Source organism: Roseicella frigidaeris (genome assembly GCF_003258945.1).
Classification (GTDB): domain Bacteria; phylum Pseudomonadota; class Alphaproteobacteria; order Acetobacterales; family Acetobacteraceae; genus Paracraurococcus; species Paracraurococcus frigidaeris.
In genome coordinates this window covers 23031-40689 of sequence record NZ_QLIX01000013.1, presented here as the reverse complement: position 1 = coordinate 40689, position 17659 = coordinate 23031, and the positions used below count along the sequence as shown (strand labels likewise).

Genomic DNA, 17659 nt, shown 5'->3' with positions numbered 1-17659 from the left:
GCCGCCTGGGGCCGGCCGCCTCAGCGCACCGCGTAGACGTCGTAGGTCGGCCCCGTCGGCGGGCGCTGGCCGACCCCGACCGCGAGCACCCGGTTCAGCCAGGTGAGCTCGGGCTCCGAGGTCTCGAAGCGGATGGCGACGCGGAAGTAATAGGCCGAGGCGTCCACCGCCTCGCCGCGGCCGAGCTGGGCCAGCACCGCCGGCGGGCCGGTGCGGACGCCGCTGTAGTGCATGTAGAAATGCTGGCCCTTGTCGGTCCGCATCACCAGCCGGACATCCATATGCGCCGTGCCGTCGGGCTCGACGCGCAGCCAGTCGGCGGTGGTCCCCGGCACCACCTCGCCGCGCAGCGAGGGTCCCTCGAAGCTGCCCCCGGTCACCGGGATGACGCGCAGCTCCTGGCCCGGCCCGGCGGCCGCCATCTGCGGGGTGCCGGCCTGCAGCGCCATGCGGAACAGGAATTCGGTGTTCAGCGGCAGTGGCGTCGTCGCCATGATGCGTCCTCTCCTTGCGTGTTCAGCGCTGCCGCCAGGGCAGCCCGGCCGCCTTCCAGCCGGCGACCGTGCCGCGATGCCCCTCGCCATCCACCGGCCCTTCGAAGCCATCGGCGACGTTGAAGGCCTGCGGGAAGCCCGCCGCCTGCGCCGCCTGCCCGGCCGCGAGGCTGCGGGCGCCGGAGCGGCAGATGAAGTAGAGGCGGTGGGTCGCGGTCAGCCCGGCCTTGTGCAGATGGTCCGGGAAGCTGCCATTGACCTGCATGGAGGGGTAGAGCTGCCAGGGCACCAGCAGCGTCTGCTTGCCGATCCCCGTCAGGTCCGGCAGGCCGACGAAATTCCATTCCGCATCGGTGCGGACATCGATGAGCACCGCCTCGGGATCGGCCCGCAGGGCCTCCCAGGTCTCGGTGGGGGAGATATCGGGCACGCCGGGCATGCGGCGAGTTCCTCCTGGTTCGGCGGGGACAATGCGGCGAGGCCGCCGCCAGGGCAATCCGGCAAGGCCGCCCTCCGCCGCGCCCGCGACGCCATGGGGCATTGAAAGCTGCTCTCCGAACCGTCGCCACCCGTTGCCCTGCCGCGGCTTCGCCGCAGCAGGCTGTGACGCGTCTCGGGCAGAAGGCACTCCACGGGGCCCCCGCGGCGGCGCGCAGCGACGTCGTGGGGCTTCTAGAGCGTCACCACCACGTAATCCTCCTCGACGGCGACGCTGACCGTCTCCGCCACGAAGGGGCCGCGCGCCAGGCGCTCGCCCGGCTCGACCGTGACCGCGTAGCTGCGCGCCTTCACGTCCTCCGGCTCGCACCAGGACTGGCCGGTGCGGATGTCGAACTCCCAGCAATGCCAGGGGCAGCGCAGCATGCTGCCCGGCTGGGCGAGGCGGTACTCGCCCGGCATCGGCGCCTCCAGCCGGCTGACGATGGCGCCGGTGCAGAGCGCCGCGCCCTGGTGCGGGCAGCGGTTGATCAGGGCGTAGTAGGCGCCGTCGAGGTTGAAGACGCCGATCTCCCGCCCCCGGATGGTCACCAGCTTGCGGCCGCCCGGCGGAATCTCGCCGACGGCCGCGACGACGTGCCGCGCCATGCCTCAGTCCAGCCGGTAGAGCGCCATCGCATTCTCGCGGTAGATCATCCGCGCCCAGTCCTCCGGCAGCCGCACCTTGAAGGCGTAGCGCGGGTCGTCCTGGTCCCAGTGCGGATAGTCGGTCGAGAACAGGATGCGGTCGGGGCCGATCCATTCGATGGTGCGGAGCATGTCGTCCGGCCGCTCCGGCTCCTCCATCGGCTGGGTGGAGACCCAGACATGCTCGCGGATGTATTCGCTCGGCGCGCGCCTCAGATGCGGCACCTCGGCCTTCAGGCGCTTCCAGTGCTTGTCGAGCCGCCAGGCGAGCGAGGGCAGCCAGGCGAAGCCGCCCTCCACCAGCACCACCTTGAGATCCGGCACCGTCTCGAACACGCCCTCGCAGACCAGGCTGGTGACCAGGCTCTGCATGGACTGCACGTAGGAGGGATGCTCCTCATGGTAGAAGCTCGGCCAGCCGCCGCCGGTGCTGGCATGGCCGCTGGTGCCGCCGAGATGCAGCGAGATCGGGAAGCCGTTCGCGGCGCAGGCGGCGAGGATCTTGCGGTAGCGGTGGCGCCCCAGCGGCTCGATCCCGCGCGGCGGGATGTTCACCTGGGCGAAGCGGGCATCGCCGGCGCGGGCCTCGATCTCGGCCAGGGCGCTCTCCTCGTGCTCGAGGGTGATCTGCACGCTCGCCTTCAGCCGCGGCTCCGGGTCGCAGAAATGCGCGCATTGCCACTCGTTCACCGCCACCGCCATGGCGGCGCCGAACTCGACATTGCGCTCCGCCGCCGCGCCGCCGACCAGCGGCGCCAGCAGCCCGGCCCTGACATCGGAGAGGTCGAGGAGCTGCTCGCGCATCAGGGCGAGATCGGAGCCCGGCGGCCCCCCGGTCTTCGGCCAGGCATCGCCGCGCATGCCGTTGCCCGGCGACATGCGCGGATAGAGCGAGGTGCGGGCCAGGCCCTGGCGGGACCGGCCGCCGATGCTCTGCCGGTGCTCGCGCCAGCGCGCCGAGAGGAAGGGATCGAAATCGGCCGGCGTGCGGTAAAACGGATGCACGTCGCAATCGACGAAGCCGAGATAGGCCTCGCCCGGCCGCTCGATCCGGGGGGTCTGGAGCGCCACGTTCATCGCAGGTCTCCCATGGACGGGGTGGGGGCCATCAGGCGGCCGCCAGTCGCGGATAGGTGGCCAGCGGGTTCTCCACCGTGATCTTGCGGATCAGCGATGGCGGCAGCCCGGCCGGCAGCGGTCCCTCCGCGGCGTCGAAATGCCAGTGCGGGTAGTCGGTGGAGAAGAGCAGCAGCTCGTCGGAGCCGAGCTGGTCGAGCAGCACCGCGAGGGAGCGCGCATCGGGCGGCGCGTCGAAGGGCTGCAGGGTGAGGCGCACATGCTGGCGCACCAGATCGGCGGGCAGGCGGTCGAGCCAGGGCACCTCGGCCCGCACCCCGCGCCAGGTCTTGTTGATGCGCCAGAGGCTGGCCGGCAGCCAGGTGACGCCGCTCTCGATCAGCACCACGCGCAGGCCGGGGAATTTCTGGAACACGCCCTCGGCCAGCAGCGAGTTCAGCGCCCCCGCGAAGCCCTGGGCATAGGTGACGTAGTCCTCGAGATAGGTGGAGCCCCAGCCGCCGGCGCTCGGCGGGTGGCGGAAGCTCGACCCGGCATGGATGCCGACCGGCAGGCCGTGCTTCTCGGCGGCGCGATAGATCGGCCACATCATGCGCCGCCCGAGCGGCAGCTCGGCCATGGCCAGCAGCAGCACCTGCACGAAGCGCCGGTCGGGCGCCAGGCGCTCGATCTCCTCCGCCGCCAGCTCCGGGCTGTGCACCGGCACGGTGATCGAGGCGCGCAGCCGGTCGTCGCGGCCGAGCCATTCGGCGGCCAGCCAGTTGTTCAGCCCGCGGCAGAGCGCGGCCGACAGGTCCTCGCTCATCATCATCTGCGCGCCGTGGATCAGGTTGCAGATGGCCGCCCGCGGCGCCAGCGGGTCGAGCAGATGCGCCTGCAGCGCGGCGAGGCTGCTGCCGGCCGGCCCGGCGGGGAGCCGCCAGTCCGGGTTGGCGTTGATCGGCGCGGCGGGCGGATAGGCGCTGGTGTCGAGGTTCTCCCGCTCCAGCCCGCGGCGCTCGACATGCTCGCGCCAATAGGGATCGAGATGCGGCAGCAGGGCGCGCAGATCGGGCGGCGCCGGATGGATGTCGCAGTCGATGGCGCCGGCCAGGCCGGAGAAGGCGCCGGATGGCGGGGCTTCTCGCGTCATCGTCCCTCCCCGGCGCCGGACGGCTGGCTTGCCGGTGTTACAAATTTCCCTTAGAAGGAAAATCCATTCCTTCAAGCGAAACACGTATGGGGCCGGCCGTCAACGACCAGCCCCGTGACCAGGAGGGCGGATGCGCGGACACCCCGCGGCCATGGAGCGGAATTTCACCCCCGGCGAACGCGGCCTGGAGCAATCCTTCGGCCGCGCCGCCGTGCTGCTCAACGCCCTCGCCAATGCCGGCACGACGGGCCTGCGCTTCGTCGACCTGGTGCGCCGCTCCGGCTTCAGCCAGACCACCGTGCACCGCCTGGTGGCGGCGCTGGCCGAGCACGGCTTCATCGAGCAGGAGGCCGCCGGGGCGCGCTATCACCTCGGCATGCGCCTCGCGGGCTGGGCCTTCGCGGCCGCCAACCGCTTCGGCCTGGCGGAGGTGGCGCATCCGGTGATGCAGGCCCTCTCGGAAGCGACGCAGGACACCGTCTACCTGACGCTCCGCTCCGGCGACATGGCGATCTGCGTCTCCCGCATCGACGGCACCTACCCGATCCGCGCCGTCGTCACCAATCCCGGCGACCGGCGGGTGCTGGGCCTCGGCGCCGGCAGCGTCGCCCTGCTCGCCTTCCTGCAGGACCCGGCGGAGATCGAGCGGCTGCTGCAGGCGCCGGAGCAGCGGGCCGGGCGGGCGGCCCATGGCGTCGACGAGGATCGGCTGCGGCGCTGGATCGAGGCCTCGCGCCGGGACGGCCACACGGTGGTGCAGGACCTCGTCCCCGGCACGACCGGCATCGGCCAGCCGATCTTCGGCCCGGTCGGCGATCCCGTCGCCTCCCTCAGCCTCGCCGCCATCTCGGCCCGGCTGCAGCCGCCGCGCCGGCAGGAGGTGCTGGAACGGCTGCAGGCGGCGCGCGCCGAGATCGAAACCCGCATGCGCCCGATTTTACATGCCCGCATGGGCTTGACGAGGGCTTGACCTCACCCAAGGGGTATGCTCCCTTGGAGAGGAAGATGATTTCCGCCCAAAGGAAACGTCTTCCGCGCCGGCACCAAGACGGCGTGGGGAGCGGAACGTCCCGCAACAAAGAGCACCGGACCGCGGCCGTCAGGCCGCGGTCACGGTCGCCGAGCGGGACATCCGCCGGAGCCATCCCTTTTCCCACGATCGATGCGGCCGCCCGTCAGCGCGGCTCCGTGGCCATCCGCCCGCGCGGCTCGCGGCGCCAGCGCCAGGCGCGGAGCGCCAGCCGTCCGACATCGTCGACGACCGTGTAGACCACCGGCACCACCACCAGGCTCAGCAGGGTCGAGGTGATCAGCCCGCCGATCACCACCAGCGCCATCGGCGCGCGGAACTCGGCATCGGCGCCGAGTCCGGCGGCGATATGCGCCATGCCCGCCGTCATCGCGATCGTCGTCATGACGATCGGCCGCGCCCGCTTGCGCGCCGCCTCGAACAGCGCCGCGCCGCGCGCGAGGCCCGCCCGGCGCGCCTCGATGGCGTATTCCACCAGCAGGATGGAGTTCTTGGCGACGATGCCCATCAGCATCAGCACGCCGATCACCGCCGAGACGCCGAGCGCCTTCTGCGCCAGCAGCAGCGCCAGCAGCGCGCCGCCGAGCGAGAGCGGCAGGGCGGACATGATGGTGAGCGGCTGCAGGAAGCCGCCGAAGAGCAGCACCAGCACCAGGTAGATCAGCAGCACGCCGGTGCCGAGCGCAATGATGAAGCCGCCGAAGAGCTCGGTCATCACCTCCTTGTCGCCGGTCTCGCGCTCCCGCACCCCGGCCGGCAGGTGTTGCATGATCGGCAGGGCAGCGATCAGCGCCGTGGCCCGGCCGAGCGGCATGCCGTCCAGCTCCGCCTCCACCGTCGCCTTGCGCACCCGGTCCAGCCGGTCGATCTGCGCCGGGCCGGCGCCGTGGCGGATCTCCGCCACCGCCTCGAGCGGCACGGTGACATCGGCCCGGCCGGCGACGCGCAGGCTGCGCAGCGCATCCATGTCGTTGCGCGCCGTCTCCGCCAGCATGACGCGGATCGGGATCTGCCGGTCGGGCAGGGTGAAGCGGGCCAGCGACTGGTCGATATCGCCGATGGTGGCGATGCGCGCCGTGGCGCCGATCGCCGCGGCCGAGACGCCGAGCTCGGCGGCGCGGGCGTCGCGGAGGACGATCTGCAGCTCCGGCCGCTCCAGGCTGGCGACCGAGCGGGCGCCGGAGAGGCCGGGGATGGTCCGCATCTGCCGCTCCAGCTCGCGCGCCGCCCCGGCCAGCGCCGCGGCGTCGTCGCCGATCAGGGTGATGGAGGCGCGGGAGCCGCTCATGCCATCGGCGCCGAAGCGGATGCGGGCGCCGGGGATGGCCTCCAGCGCCGGCCGCACCGCCGCCTCGAAGCGCTGCTGGCTGAGCCTCCGCTCGCCGCGCGGCACCAGGGTGACGATGAGGTTGGCGTTGCGCGGGTCGCCCTCCCGCGTGGTGCTGCCGAGGCCGGGGCCGCCGGCGACCGTCGCGGTGCCGAGCGAGGCGAAGACCGAGGCCACCTCCGGCCGCGCCTTCAGGATCGCCGTCGCCTGGCGCACCGCGGCGTCGGTCTCGGCGAGGGTGGCGCCGGGGGCGAGCTCGATCGCCAGCGCCGAGCGGCCGCGATCGGCGGCCGGGACGAAGTCGGAGGGGATCAGCGGCACCAGGGCGAGGGAGAGGGCGAAGAAGCCGGCGGCGCCGGCCAGCGTCGTCCAGCGATGCCGGAGGCACCAGCCGAGCAGGGCCAGGTAGCGCCGGCCGATCGCCCCCTCGCCGACCTCCTCCGAACGGTGCTCGCGCGGCTGGCGCAGCAGATAGGCGCCCATCAGCGGCGTCAGCAGCCGCGCGACCAGCAGCGAGAAGGTGACGGCGGCGGCGACGGTCAGGCCGAACTGCCGGAAGAACTGCCCCGGGATGCCCGGCATGAAGGCGACCGGGATGAAGACCGCGAGGATGGCGCCGGTCGTCGCCATGACGGCGAGGCCGATCTCGGCCGAGGCCTCGAGCGCCGCCCGATAGGCCCCCTGCTCCGGCCGGCTGCGCAGATGCCGGACGATGTTCTCGATCTCGACGATGGCATCGTCCACCAGCACGCCGACGACCAGGGTCAGCGCCAGCAGGGTGATGTTGGACAGTGCATAGCCGAGCCAGGAGAGGACGAGGAAGGTCGGGATCAGCGAGAGCGGCATGGCGAGGCAGGCGACGAGGGTCGCCCGCCAGTCGCGCAGGAAGATCCAGACCACCAGCACCGCCAGCCCCGAGCCGACCAGCAGCGCCTCGATGGCGCCGTGATAGCCGGCCTCGACGAAGGCGGTGGTGGAGGTGACCTTGCGGATCTCGACCCCCGGATGCTCCGCCTCCAGCAGCGCCGCCCGGGCGGCGACGTCGCGCGCGACGCGCACCTCGGAGGAGCCGCGGGTGCGCAGCACCTCGAAGGCGACGACCGGCCGGCCATCCAGCCGCGCCGCGGTGCGGATCTCGGCATGCGAATCCGTCACCTCGGCCAGGTCGCCGAGCCGGGCGGTGCGGCCGTTCGAGAGGATGATCGGCCGGGCGCGCAGGGTCTCGACCGAATCGGCCGCGCCGAGGGTGCGGATGCTCTGCTCGCTGGCGCCGAGCGTGCCGCGGCCGCCGGGCAGGTTGATGTTGGCGTCGCGGAGCTGGGCGTTCACCTGCGCCGCGGTGATGCCGAGGGCGAGCAGCCGGTCCGGGCGCAGCGCCACGCGGATCTCCCGCTCCACCCCGCCGACCCGGTTCACCTGGGCGACGCCCGGGATGGCGAGGAGGGACTTCGCCACGGTGTCGGTGACGAACCAGGAGAGCTCGGCCGTGCTCATCGCCGGCGCCGCGGCCGTGTAGGTGAGGATGGCGCCGCCGGTGATCTCGACGCGGCTGACGATCGGGTCGCGGATCGCCGCCGGCAGGTCGGCGCGGATCTGCGCCACCTTGTCGCGCACGTCGTTGGTCGCCCGGTCGGGGTCCTTGGCGAGCGAGAACTCGATCACCGTGGTCGAGGTGCCGTCCTGCACGATGGAGGTGATGTGCTTGACGTCGCCGATGCCGGCGACCGCGTCCTCGATGCGCCGCGTCACCTGCGTCTCGAGCTCGGCCGGCGCGGCGCCGGGCTGCAGCACGGTGACGACGACGGCCGGCAGGTCGATATCGGGCGTGTTGTTGATGCGGAGGCTCGGGAAGGCGACCAGCCCGCCGACGGTCAGCAGCAGGAACAGCACGATGGTGGCGATCGGGTTGCGGATCGCCCAGCCGGAGATGTTGCGATAGGCCGCGGCATCGGCCGGCGGCGCGTCGGGGCGGGTCATGGGCCGGCGGCGACGCGCACGCGGTCGCCCTCGGTGAGGAAGCCGGCGCCGGCCGCGACCACCCGCTCGCCTTCCGCGAGGCCGTCCAGCACCTCCACCTGCCCGTCCCCGCGCTGGCCGGTGACGAGGCGGCGCTGCGCCACGTGATCGGTGCCCGCCGGCAGGACGAAGACCACCGGCGCGCCGGCGCGGAACACCACCGCCTCCTGCGGCACGGTCAGGGCGGCGGGTGTCTCGGGCGGGGCGATCTCGGCGCGGGCGAACATGCCGGGGCGCAGCCCGGAGCCGGCCGGCAGCATCAGGTGGACGATGCCGAGCCGGGTGTCGCCGGCGACGACCGGCGCCACCGCGCGCACCTGCGCCGGGATCTCCCGCTCGCCATGGAAGACCCGCGCCGCCTGCCCGGGGGCGATGCCGGCGAGGTCGAGCTCGGGCACCCTCGCATCCAGCTCCAGCCGGCCGTCGCGGATCAGGCGCAGCATCTCCTGGCCCGGCTGCACCACGGCGCCGAGCAGGACGCTGCGGCGGGAGACGATGCCGTCGCTCGGCGCCAGGATGCGGGTCTGGGCAAGGCGCGCCGCCGCCTCCTCGCGCCGGGCGCGGGCCGCCTCGAGCCGCGCCGCCGCCTGCCGGGCGGCGGATTGCCGCTGCTCCAGGATCTGGCGGGCGACGTTCTCGGTGCGGGCGAGCTCGCTGGAGCGGCGGAGATCGGCCTCGGCGATGCGCAGCGCCGCCTCCGCCTCGGACTCGGCCGCCGCCGCCTGGGCGAGCTGGGCCGTCGGCAAAGCGGGGTCGAGACGGACCAGCACCTGGCCCTGCCGCACCGCGTCGCCCTCCTCGAACCCCACCTCGACGACGCGCAGCCCGCCGGTCTCGGTGCCGAGGATCAGCTCCTGCCAGGCGGTGACGGAGCCGTCGCCGATCGCCGGGCGGCGCAGCACCTGCCGCCGCGCCGGGACCAGGCCGACGGTCAGCGCCGGCGGCGGCTCGGCGGCGGCCGCGGGCGGCGGGGGCGCGGCGGCGCGGTGCCGGCCGAGCCAGAGGCCGCCGGCGGCCAGCAGCAGCGCCGCCGCCCCCAGCAGCAGCCAGCGCCGCCGGCGGGCGGGCCGTGGCGCCGCCGGCTCGCCGAGGGCGATCGGGTCGGGAAGCAGGTGGTCCGGCATCTGTCCCAGCGGCCCTTCGGCCTCTCCTCCGCGCCTGCGGTTGACCTCATGGTCAATAGCTGCGAGAGGCAATCTAGGGATATTGACCAGAAGGTCAATAATCGGATCGAAGGATGACGGACCGATGACCGAGGCGGCGGCAGCGACCGGGGGGGATGGCCGGCAGGAGCCCCGCGCGCGGCTGCCGCCCGAGGCCCGCATGCCGCAGATCCTCGCCGCGGCGATCGAGGAATTCGCCGAGCGGGGCTATGCCGGCGCCCGCATGGCCGCGGTGGCGCGCCGGGCCGGCATCGCCAAGGGGTTGATCTACCACTACTTCCCCTCGAAGGCCGAGCTTTTCCAGGCCAGCATCACCGCCTGCGCCCGGCCGGTCTTCGAGGATGCCGAGCGGCGGCTCAGCGGCTTCGAGGGCTCGGCGCGGCAATTGCTCGCCGACCTGATCGCCCTGGCCTATGCCCGCCTGCGCGAGGAGAAGCAGGAGCGCGCCCTGTTCCGCCTCATCCTCACCGAGGCCGAGCGGGTGCCCGAGCTCGCCGAGTTCTACCGCCGGGAGATCCTGGACCGGGCGCTCGGCATCGCGCGGGCGGTGCTGCGGGCCGGCGTCGCCTCGGGCGAGTTCCGCCCGGCCGCCGCCGCCCTGCCCGGCCTCGCCGCGGTGATCATGGCGCCGGCCGTGGCCGGCTCGGTCTGGCAGATGATCCTCGGCGAGGCGGCGCCCGATCTCGCCGCCATGCAGGCGGCGCATCTCGATCTCCTTCTCGCCGGCCTCGGCGCTGCCCCCTGACGCGCCCCCGATGCGCGCTGGCCTCAGGCGGCCGGCGGGGCGGGGCCGAAATCGAAGCTCGGCTGCGCCCGCTCCTCCGTCGCCTCGGCCGCCGCCACGGTCACGCCGAGCAGCCGCACCGGCCGCCGCAGCGGGAAGAGCCCGCGCACCAGATCGAGCGCCGCGGCGGTGAGCGCCTCCCTCCCCTGCACCGGCGCCGGCCGGGTGCGGCTGCGCGTCACGGTGCGGAAATCGGCGTAGCGCAGCTTCACCGTCACCGTGCGGCCGAACCAGCGATGCCGCTCGCACCAGTCCGAGACCTCGGCCGCCAGCGCCGCCAGCCCGGCCTCCACCTGCGCCGTCTCGGTCAGGTCCTGCGGATAGGTGGTCTCGCTGCCGCTCGAGCGGCGCGGCCGGTCGGGCCGCACCGGCCGGTCGTCCTCGCCGCGGGCGATGGCGTGGAAATGCGCCCCGGCCTTGCCGAAATGCTGCTGCAGGACGGCGAGCGGCTGCTCGCGCAGGTCGCGGCCGGTGCGGATGCCGAGCCGGTGCATCTTCGCCGCCGTCGCCGGGCCGACGCCGTGGAAGCGCGCCACCTCCAGCCCCTCGACGAAGCCCGGCCCCATCTCCGGCGTGATGACGAACTGCCCGTCCGGCTTGCGGTGGTCGGAGGCCAGCTTGGCGAGGAATTTGTTGTAGGAGACGCCGGCCGAGGCGGTCAGCCCGGTCTCCGCGCGGATCGCGGCGCGGATCTCGGTGGCGATGCGGCTCGCCCAGGGGATGCCCTTCAGGTTCTCGGTGACGTCGAGATAGGCCTCGTCGAGCGAAAGCGGCTCGACCAGCGGCGTATAGGCCTCGTAGATGCCGCGGATCTGGCGCGAGATGGCGCGGTAGACCTCGAAGCGCGGCTTGACGAAGACCAGCTCGGGGCAGAGCCGCAGCGCCTGGCTGGAGGGCATGGCGGAGCGGACGCCGAAGCGCCGCGCCTCGTAGCTCGCCGCCGCCACCACGCCGCGCTCGCGCGAGCCGCCGACGGCGAGCGGCCGGCCGCGCAGGGCCGGGTCGTCGCGCTGCTCGACGCTCGCATAGAAGGCGTCGAGATCGACATGGCAGATCTTGCGGATCGGGGCGGTCACGGGCAGTGGCTCCGCCGCCGAGCATAGCATGGTCGCCCCGGCGCGGCCCGCCCGCGTCAGCGCCCGAAGGCGGCGAGGAGGAAGCCGAGGAGCTGGTCGGCGGCGATCAGCGTCGCGTCCGGATCGGGCCAGGCCCGCAGCCGCCGCGCCTGCCCCGCCGGATCGGGCAGCAGGACCGCGGCGCCGGGCGGCGCCAGGCCAAGCGCGTCCCAGCCATAGCCGGTGCCGGGCAGCAGGCGGTGGCGCGGCCTGGCCGAGGCCGGGAAGGCGGCGGCCAGCGCCGCGCAGGCCGCGGCGTCGTTCGCCGGATCGGCATCGCCATGCAGCAGCAGCACGCGCAGGCCGGCCAGGCCGCGCGCGAGCTCGGCGAGCGCCGCGTCGCAGCCCGGATAGAGCAGCGCCAGGGCGACCGGGGCCGGGCGCGCCGCCAGCCCGAGCAGCGCCTGCCGCGCCCCGGCCCCGAGCCCGAGCACCGCGATGCGCCGGCCATCGAGGCGCGGATCGGCGGCGATGGCCGCCAGGCTCGCCGCCAGCCGGTCGGCGGCCATGCCCTCGGCTGCCTCGTCCGGCAGGGGTTCGAGCAGGGCGATGCCGTTCTGCAGCAGCCGCTCGCCATAGAGCGTGCCGCGCCTCTCGCTGCCGTCGCTGTCGGGCAGCAGGATCGCCACCGGCCAGCGCCCGCCCGGCGGCAGGTCGGGCGCCGGATCGGGCGCCCGGTCGGGCGGCACGGTCAGCAGGCCGTGCTCCGCGCCGAGCCGGAGCAGCGCGCTGGGGCGGGCCTCCTCCGGCATCGGCTCCGCCGCCCGGGCCCCGCCCCGGGCCAGCGGCAGGGAGACGAGCAGCAGGGCGAGCAGCGCGGCCAGTCGCCGGCAGGCCATGGTTCGCATCGCCCCTCCGCAATCGTCTCCAGTGCAGGGAAGCTTGTCACCCTGCCGGCCGGCCCGCTGTGACCGCCCGCACGGGCGGCGGCGTTGACCGCCCGGTCCCGCCTGCCGGAGAAGGGGGCATGGACAGTCCCCTCCGCCTCGGCATGCTCACCCCCTCCTCGAACACGGTGCTGGAGCCGCTGACCGCGGCGATGCTGGCCGACCGGCCGGGCGCGACGGCGCATTTCGCCCGCTTCCGGGTGGTGGCGATCGACATGGGCGCGGGATCGCGGGCGCAATTCGACCTCGCGCCGGTCCTGGCCGCCGCCGGGTTGCTGGCCGATGCGAAGGTGCAGGCCATCTGCTGGAACGGCACCTCCGGCGCCTGGCTCGGCCTCGAGCAGGACCGGGCGCTCTGCGCCGCCATCATCGCCGAGACCGGCATCCCGGCGACCACCGCGACGCTGGCCCTGATGCGGGCCTTCGCCGCCCTCGGCGCGCGCCGGATCGGGCTGGTCACGCCCTATCTGGGCGAGGTGCAGCGGGCGATCGCGGCGCGCTGGGCCGAGGCCGGGCTCACCTGCGTCGCCGAGCGGCACCTGGAGGATCCGGGCAATTTCAGCTTCGCCGACCATGCCGAGCCGGTGATCGAGCGGCTGGTGCGGGAGGTCGCGGCGGCGGGGCCGGAGGCGATCGCCATCCACTGCACCAATTTCCGCGGCGCCCGCCTCGCGCCGCGCCTCGAGGCCGAGCTCGGCATCCCGGTGCTCGACAGCGTCGCCGTCTCGCTCTGGGGCGCCTTCGGCGTGGCGGGCGCCGACCCGGCGCCACTGGCGCGGCACGGGCGGGTCTTCACGCTGCCCTGGTAGCGCGGCGGCCGGGAAAACCGCGCCGCACCGGCTTGTCGGCCGGTTACGTTATAATATAACCCTAACCCATGACCCACCGCCTCGGCCTCGGCCTCCTGCTCGCACCCCTCGCCCTGCCCGCCTTCGCCCAGCAGACCAACCCCCAGGTCACCGGCGCCGACGCCGCGGTGACGACGCTGCCGGAGCTGGTGGTGCAGGCGCAGCGCGCCGCGGCGGCGCGGCAGGGCATCCTCGCCCGCTTCGGCAGCCGCGAGACCACGGTGGACCGCGAGACGATCGAGGCGCTGCCCGGCGGCGGCGCGCAGCCGCTGAACCAGGTGCTGCTGCAGACGCCGGGCGTGGTGCAGGACAGCTTCGGCGACATCCATGTCCGCGGCGAGCACCGCAACCTGCAATACCGGCTGAACGGCGTGGCGCTGCCCGAGGGGATATCCGGCTTCGGCCAGGTCTTCGACGCCCGCTCGCTGCGCAGCGTCTCCGTCCTCACCGGCGCCCTGCCGGCGCAATTCGGCTTCCGCACCAACGCCGTCATCGATCTCGAGACGCGCAGCGGCGCGCTCGATCCCGGGGGCGCCATCGGCGTGCAGGGCGGCTCGCGCGGCACGGTCCAGCCCTATGCCAATTGGGCCGGGCTGATCGGCGGCTGGGACGTCTTCGCCAGCGGCAGCTTCCTCCGCAGCGACCAAGGGATCGAGAACCCGACCAGCTCCTGGCAGGCGCGCAACGGCGGCACCGAGCAGACCCGCGGCCTCGCCTATGCCGCCCGGCAATTGGACGACACCACGCGCCTCTCGCTCATCGCCGGCACCGCGCTCAACCGCTTCCGCATCCCGACCACGCCCGGGATCGCGCCGGACTACACCGCCTTTGGCGTCGCCGACTTCGACAGCACCGGGCTGCGGGCCCGGCAGTGGGAGCGCACCTGGTACGGCACCGCCGCCCTGCAGAAGAGCTGGGGCGATGTCGACCTGCAGATCGCGCCCTTCCTCCGCTCCTCCTCCATCCACTACGTGCCGAGCGTGGTGGGGGAGATGGTGTTCAACGGCGTCGCCTCGGACGTCTATCGCGGCAGCCTCGCCATGGGGGCGCAGACCGACGCCTCCTGGCGGGTGAGCGAGCGCCACACGCTGCGCGCCGGCTTCCAGGTCACCGGCGAGCGGGCCCGCTTCCGCAGCGACACCACCGTCCTGCCGCTCGATGCCATGGGCAATCCGGTGGACGACCCCTTCACCCTCAGCGACCGCTTCGGCCGCACCGGCTGGCTCTACGGCGCCTATCTGCAGGACGAGTGGCGGCTCGCCGAGCGGCTGACGCTCAATCTCGGTGTCCGCTGGGACCAGATGGTGGAATACGTCACCGCCGGGCAACTCTCGCCGCGCGCCAACCTGGTCTGGCGGCCGACCGAGACCACCACGGTCCATGCCGGCTATGCCCGCACCTTCACCCCGCCGCAACTCGAACTGGTCTCGAACGCCACGCTGGCGCGCTTCGAGGGCACCACCGGCGCGGCGGCCAACCTGCAGAACGACCCGGTGCGGCCGGAGCGGGCGCATCGCTTCGACATCGGCGTCTCGCAGCGCCTGGGCGAGCGCCTCACCCTCGGCGTCGACGCCTACTACAAGGACGTGCGGGACCTGCTGGATTTCGGGCAGTTCGGCAACGCGCTGATCTTCACGCCCTTCAACTACCGCCAGGGCAAGATCTATGGCGTGGAGTTCAGCGGCAACTGGCGCAGCGAGCGCTGGCTGGTCTACGGCAACCTCGCCCTCAGCCGCTCGGCGGCGCGGGACATCCGCTCGGCGCAGTTCACCTTCGATGCCGAGGAGCTCGCCTATATCGCCGGCAAATATGTCCGCACCGACCATGACCAGCTTGTCACCGGCTCGGCCGGCACCGTCTGGCGCGGCTGGGAGGGCGGCCGGCTCTCGGCCAGCATGCTCTACGGCAACGGGCTGCGCCGCGGCTTCGCCAATTCCGAGAAGCTGCCGGCCTATGCCACCTTCAATTTCGGCGTGGCGCAGGATGTCACCGGGCCGGATGGCGGCACCTGGACGCTGCGGCTCGATCTCATCAACGCCTTCGACAGCATCTACCAGCTGCGCGACGGCAGCGGCATCGGCGTCGGCGCGCCGCAATACGGGCTGCGGCGAACGGTGCTGGCGGGGCTGAGCCGGGCGTTTTGAATTCCCCACGACGTCGCTTTGCGCCGTCGCGGGGGCCCCGTGATTCGCTTCTGATCCAGGATGCGTCACAGCCTGCCACGGCGAAGCCGTGGCAGGGCACCGGGATCAGGTGAAGGCGGACATGCTCACGAAGCGCACGCCCATGCCTTCCAGCCGCCGGCGCGCCGCGTCGATGGTGGTGTCGCCGCCCTCCGCCGGCAGGCCGATGCCGCGGCAGGCCTCCTCGATGACGAAGACCTGGTAGCCGAGCCGCGCCGCATCCTCGGCGGAGAAGGCGACGCAGTAATCCGTGGCCAGGCCAGCGAGGAAGAGCCGCCGCATCCCCCGCTCCCGCAGCCAGCCATGCAGCCCGGTCGTGGTCCGCCGGTCGTTCTCGAAGAAGGCGGAGTAGCTGTCGACCTCCGGCCGGAAGCCCTTGCGGATCACCAGCTCGATCCGCGCCGGCGCCAGCGCCGGATGCAGCGCGGCGGTCGCGCTGCCCTGGATGGCATGGTCGGGCCAGAGGGTCTGCGGGCCGTAGGGCATCTCGACGCTCTCGAAGGGCGCCCGGCCCGGATGCGAGGAGGCGAAGGAGGAATGCCCGGGCGGGTGCCAGTCCTGCGTGGCGAAGGCATGCGCGAAGGGGCCGTCCAGCAGCCGGTTGATCACCGGCACCACCGCCTCCCCCCCGGCGACCGGCAGCTCGCCGCCCGGCATGAAGGTGGGCTGGACGTCGACGATGCCGAGGATGTCGGTGGCGGCGTCCAGGCGGATGGCGGTCATGAGGACTCCCTCGCGGCGGTCCCGGCAGCTTGCAACGGGACCGCCGCGCGCGCCACCGCGGGCTTGCCGGCCGCCGCGATCGGATGGAGGCTCCCGGCATGACCGCATCGGATTGGCGCGCCCGCGCCGGCACCACCTTCACCCCCGAGAAGCAGCCGGCCCTCGGCAGCCGCGGCATGGTCGTCACCAACCACCCCCTCGCCTCCGCCGCCGGCGCCGAGATGCTGGCGGCCGGCGGCAATGCGGTGGACGCCGGCATCGCCGCCCTCTTCGCCCTCACCGTGGTCGAGCCGATGATGGTCGGGCTGCTCGGCGGCGGCATGACGCATCTGCGCCTGCCCGATGGCCGGCACGAGGTGTTGGACGGCCTCTCCACCGTGCCCGCCGCCGGAAGGCCGGACATGTTCACGCCGGTCAGCCAGGACTGGCCGGCGGCGCTGGAGACGGTGGATCGGGCGAATGCGGTCGGCTCGCGCGCCGTCGCCGTGCCCGGCAACCTGCTCGCCTGGTGCGCGGCGCTGGAGCGGCATGGACGGCTGCTGCTGGCCGATGTCATGGCGCCCGCCATCCGGCTCGCCCGGCGCGGCTTCGCGGTCACCCCCTATCTCGCCGAATGCATCGCCGAGGCGGCGCCGGACCTGGCGCGCGACCCGGCCATCGCCGCCCTGCTGCTGCCCGGCGGCACGCCGCTGGCGGCCGGGGCGCGGCTCGTCATCGGCGCCCAGGCCGAGACGCTCGAGACCATCGCCCGCGAGGGGCCGGGGGCGCTGCATGGCGGCGCGCTCGGCGCCCTGGTCGCCGAGGAGATCGCCCGCCGCGGCGGGCTGCTGACGGCGGCCGATCTGCGCGACATGCGCCTCGTCGCCCGCGCCCCGGTCCGCGGCACCTATCGCGGCATCGAGGTGGTCGGGCCGCCGCCGCCTTCCTCGGGCGGCGTGCACGTCATCCAGATGCTGAACATCCTGGAGGGCTTCGACCTGCGGCATCTCGGCTTCGGCACGGCCGAGAGCTGCCACCTGATCGCCGAGGCGCTGAAGATCGCCTTCGCCGACCGCGCCGCCGCCACCGCCGACCCGGATTTCGTCGCCGTGCCGGTCGAGACGCTGCTGTCGAAATCCTATGCCGGCCGCGGGCGAGAGCCCGAACACCACGCATCTGACCGTCGCCGATGCCGAAGGCCATATCCTCTGCGCGACGCACACCATCAACAGCCTGTTCGGCGCCCGCTTCCTGATCCCGGCGCTCGGGCTGATCCCGAACAACTACATGGCGCTGTTCGACCCGCGGCCGGGCCATGCGCTCTCCATCGCCCCGGGCAAGCGCATCACCACCAGCCAGGCGCCGCTGATCGCGCTCCGCGACGGGGCGCCGATGGTGGCGCTCGGCCTGCCCGGGGGCCTGCGCATCTTCGGCTCGGCCATGCAGGCGCTGATCAACCTCATCGACCACGGGATGCCGCTGCAGGCGGCGGTGGAGGCGCCGCGGCTCTGGACCCAGGGCCTGGCGCTGGAGCTGGAAGCCGGCTTCGCCGACGCGACCGCGGCCGGGTTGCGCGCGCGCGGCCATGCGCCGCTGCGGCTGCCGCATGTCGCGGGCGGGATGTGCGCCATCGGCTTCGGGGCCGGGGGAATGCTCGAGGGCGCCGCCTGCTGGCGGGCGGATGGCACGGCGATCGGCCTCGGCGGCGGGCTGGCGCGCCCCGGGGTGCGCTTCTGGCCGGACCAAGCCCGGGGGCGTTGATTCCGCGCCGCGCGG

14 protein-coding genes and 1 pseudogene are annotated in these 17659 nt (G+C 73.7%); 5 read left to right on the top strand and 10 right to left on the bottom strand.

The window, feature by feature from the left end; genetic code table 11:
* Window positions 1–20: 20 nt before the first annotated feature.
* From DOO78_RS16520 to DOO78_RS16500, 5 genes are all read right to left on the bottom strand, one after another.
* Window positions 21–494: a DUF3237 domain-containing protein gene (locus DOO78_RS16520; RefSeq protein ID WP_111470968.1), complete on the bottom strand. Its 474-nt coding sequence runs from the start codon at window positions 492–494 to the stop codon at window positions 21–23.
* Between the two features lie 22 nt (window positions 495–516).
* Window positions 517–933, bottom strand: a complete 417-nt coding sequence (locus DOO78_RS16515; protein WP_111470967.1) for a rhodanese-like domain-containing protein — start codon at window positions 931–933, stop codon at window positions 517–519.
* Window positions 934–1166: 233 nt separating this feature from the next.
* Complete coding sequence (locus tag DOO78_RS16510; RefSeq protein ID WP_111470966.1) at window positions 1167–1580, bottom strand: Rieske (2Fe-2S) protein; 414 nt, start codon at window positions 1578–1580, stop codon at window positions 1167–1169.
* 3 nt (window positions 1581–1583) lie between these two features.
* Window positions 1584–2696, bottom strand: coding sequence for an amidohydrolase family protein (locus tag DOO78_RS16505; protein ID WP_111470965.1), 1113 nt, complete (start codon window positions 2694–2696; stop codon window positions 1584–1586).
* Between the two features lie 31 nt (window positions 2697–2727).
* Complete coding sequence (locus DOO78_RS16500) at window positions 2728–3828, bottom strand: amidohydrolase family protein (protein ID WP_111470964.1); 1101 nt, start codon at window positions 3826–3828, stop codon at window positions 2728–2730.
* A 130-nt stretch (window positions 3829–3958) separates the two neighbouring features.
* Between DOO78_RS16500 and DOO78_RS16495 the strand changes: the two genes are divergently transcribed.
* Complete coding sequence (locus tag DOO78_RS16495; RefSeq protein ID WP_111470963.1) at window positions 3959–4798, top strand: IclR family transcriptional regulator; 840 nt, start codon at window positions 3959–3961, stop codon at window positions 4796–4798.
* Between the two features lie 205 nt (window positions 4799–5003).
* Here DOO78_RS16495 and DOO78_RS16490 read toward each other — a convergent pair whose 3' ends face one another.
* Together DOO78_RS16490 and DOO78_RS16485 are read right to left on the bottom strand one after the other, a co-directional pair.
* On the bottom strand, window positions 5004–8162 hold the full coding sequence (locus DOO78_RS16490) for an efflux RND transporter permease subunit (RefSeq protein WP_111470962.1): 3159 nt from the start codon (window positions 8160–8162) through the stop codon (window positions 5004–5006).
* A complete protein-coding gene (locus tag DOO78_RS16485) occupies window positions 8159–9325 on the bottom strand; it encodes an efflux RND transporter periplasmic adaptor subunit (RefSeq protein WP_111470961.1) in 1167 nt (388 codons plus the stop codon). The genes DOO78_RS16490 and DOO78_RS16485 overlap by 4 nt, the downstream gene beginning before the upstream one ends.
* A gap of 124 nt (window positions 9326–9449) precedes the next feature.
* On the opposite strand from DOO78_RS16485, the gene DOO78_RS16480 reads away from it, so the two are divergent.
* Entirely contained in the window at window positions 9450–10109 is a 660-nt protein-coding gene (locus tag DOO78_RS16480) for a TetR/AcrR family transcriptional regulator (protein WP_111470960.1), read from the top strand.
* Window positions 10110–10132: 23 nt separating this feature from the next.
* On the opposite strand, the gene dinB is transcribed toward DOO78_RS16480, so the two are convergent.
* Both dinB and DOO78_RS16470 read right to left on the bottom strand, forming a co-directional pair.
* On the bottom strand, window positions 10133–11224 hold the full coding sequence (gene dinB, locus DOO78_RS16475) for a DNA polymerase IV (RefSeq protein WP_243634576.1): 1092 nt from the start codon (window positions 11222–11224) through the stop codon (window positions 10133–10135).
* A gap of 56 nt (window positions 11225–11280) precedes the next feature.
* Complete coding sequence (locus DOO78_RS16470; RefSeq protein WP_165838934.1) at window positions 11281–12111, bottom strand: dienelactone hydrolase family protein; 831 nt, start codon at window positions 12109–12111, stop codon at window positions 11281–11283.
* 119 nt (window positions 12112–12230) lie between these two features.
* Here DOO78_RS16470 and DOO78_RS16465 point away from each other — a divergent pair, with 119 nt between their 5' ends.
* Both DOO78_RS16465 and DOO78_RS16460 read left to right on the top strand, forming a co-directional pair.
* Window positions 12231–12959 (top strand): maleate cis-trans isomerase family protein, encoded by a 729-nt coding sequence (locus tag DOO78_RS16465; protein ID WP_111470957.1) that lies wholly within the window; start codon window positions 12231–12233, stop codon window positions 12957–12959.
* 68 nt (window positions 12960–13027) lie between these two features.
* Window positions 13028–15142: a TonB-dependent receptor gene (locus DOO78_RS16460; protein WP_111470956.1), complete on the top strand. Its 2115-nt coding sequence runs from the start codon at window positions 13028–13030 to the stop codon at window positions 15140–15142.
* A gap of 105 nt (window positions 15143–15247) precedes the next feature.
* Here the strand turns inward: DOO78_RS16460 and pncA are convergent, their stop codons facing one another.
* A complete protein-coding gene (gene pncA / locus DOO78_RS16455) occupies window positions 15248–15904 on the bottom strand; it encodes a bifunctional nicotinamidase/pyrazinamidase (protein WP_111470955.1) in 657 nt (218 codons plus the stop codon).
* Window positions 15905–15987: 83 nt separating this feature from the next.
* On the opposite strand from pncA, the pseudogene DOO78_RS16450 reads away from it, so the two are divergent.
* Window positions 15988–17644 (top strand): annotated as a pseudogene (locus DOO78_RS16450) (gamma-glutamyltransferase family protein).
* The last annotated feature ends 15 nt before the right edge of the window (window positions 17645–17659 follow it).

Excerpts from the sequence above, each read along its gene's own strand:
- DOO78_RS16520 (WP_111470968.1), bottom strand. The coding sequence starts at position 494 with ATGGCGACGACGCCACTGCCGCTGAACACCGAATTCCTGTTCCGCATG.
- DOO78_RS16485 (WP_111470961.1), bottom strand. The coding sequence starts at position 9,325 with ATGCCGGACCACCTGCTTCCCGACCCGATCGCCCTCGGCGAGCCGGCG.
- pncA (WP_111470955.1), bottom strand. The coding sequence starts at position 15,904 with ATGACCGCCATCCGCCTGGACGCCGCCACCGACATCCTCGGCATCGTC.
- DOO78_RS16500 (WP_111470964.1), bottom strand. The coding sequence starts at position 3,828 with ATGACGCGAGAAGCCCCGCCATCCGGCGCCTTCTCCGGCCTGGCCGGC.
- DOO78_RS16490 (WP_111470962.1), bottom strand. The coding sequence starts at position 8,162 with ATGACCCGCCCCGACGCGCCGCCGGCCGATGCCGCGGCCTATCGCAAC.
- DOO78_RS16505 (WP_111470965.1), bottom strand. The coding sequence starts at position 2,696 with ATGAACGTGGCGCTCCAGACCCCCCGGATCGAGCGGCCGGGCGAGGCC.
- DOO78_RS16465 (WP_111470957.1), top strand. The coding sequence starts at position 12,231 with ATGGACAGTCCCCTCCGCCTCGGCATGCTCACCCCCTCCTCGAACACG.
- DOO78_RS16510 (WP_111470966.1), bottom strand. The coding sequence starts at position 1,580 with ATGGCGCGGCACGTCGTCGCGGCCGTCGGCGAGATTCCGCCGGGCGGC.
- DOO78_RS16515 (WP_111470967.1), bottom strand. The coding sequence starts at position 933 with ATGCCCGGCGTGCCCGATATCTCCCCCACCGAGACCTGGGAGGCCCTG.
- DOO78_RS16470 (WP_165838934.1), bottom strand. The coding sequence starts at position 12,111 with ATGCGAACCATGGCCTGCCGGCGACTGGCCGCGCTGCTCGCCCTGCTG.
- DOO78_RS16480 (WP_111470960.1), top strand. The coding sequence starts at position 9,450 with ATGACCGAGGCGGCGGCAGCGACCGGGGGGGATGGCCGGCAGGAGCCC.
- DOO78_RS16495 (WP_111470963.1), top strand. The coding sequence starts at position 3,959 with ATGCGCGGACACCCCGCGGCCATGGAGCGGAATTTCACCCCCGGCGAA.
- DOO78_RS16460 (WP_111470956.1), top strand. The coding sequence starts at position 13,028 with ATGACCCACCGCCTCGGCCTCGGCCTCCTGCTCGCACCCCTCGCCCTG.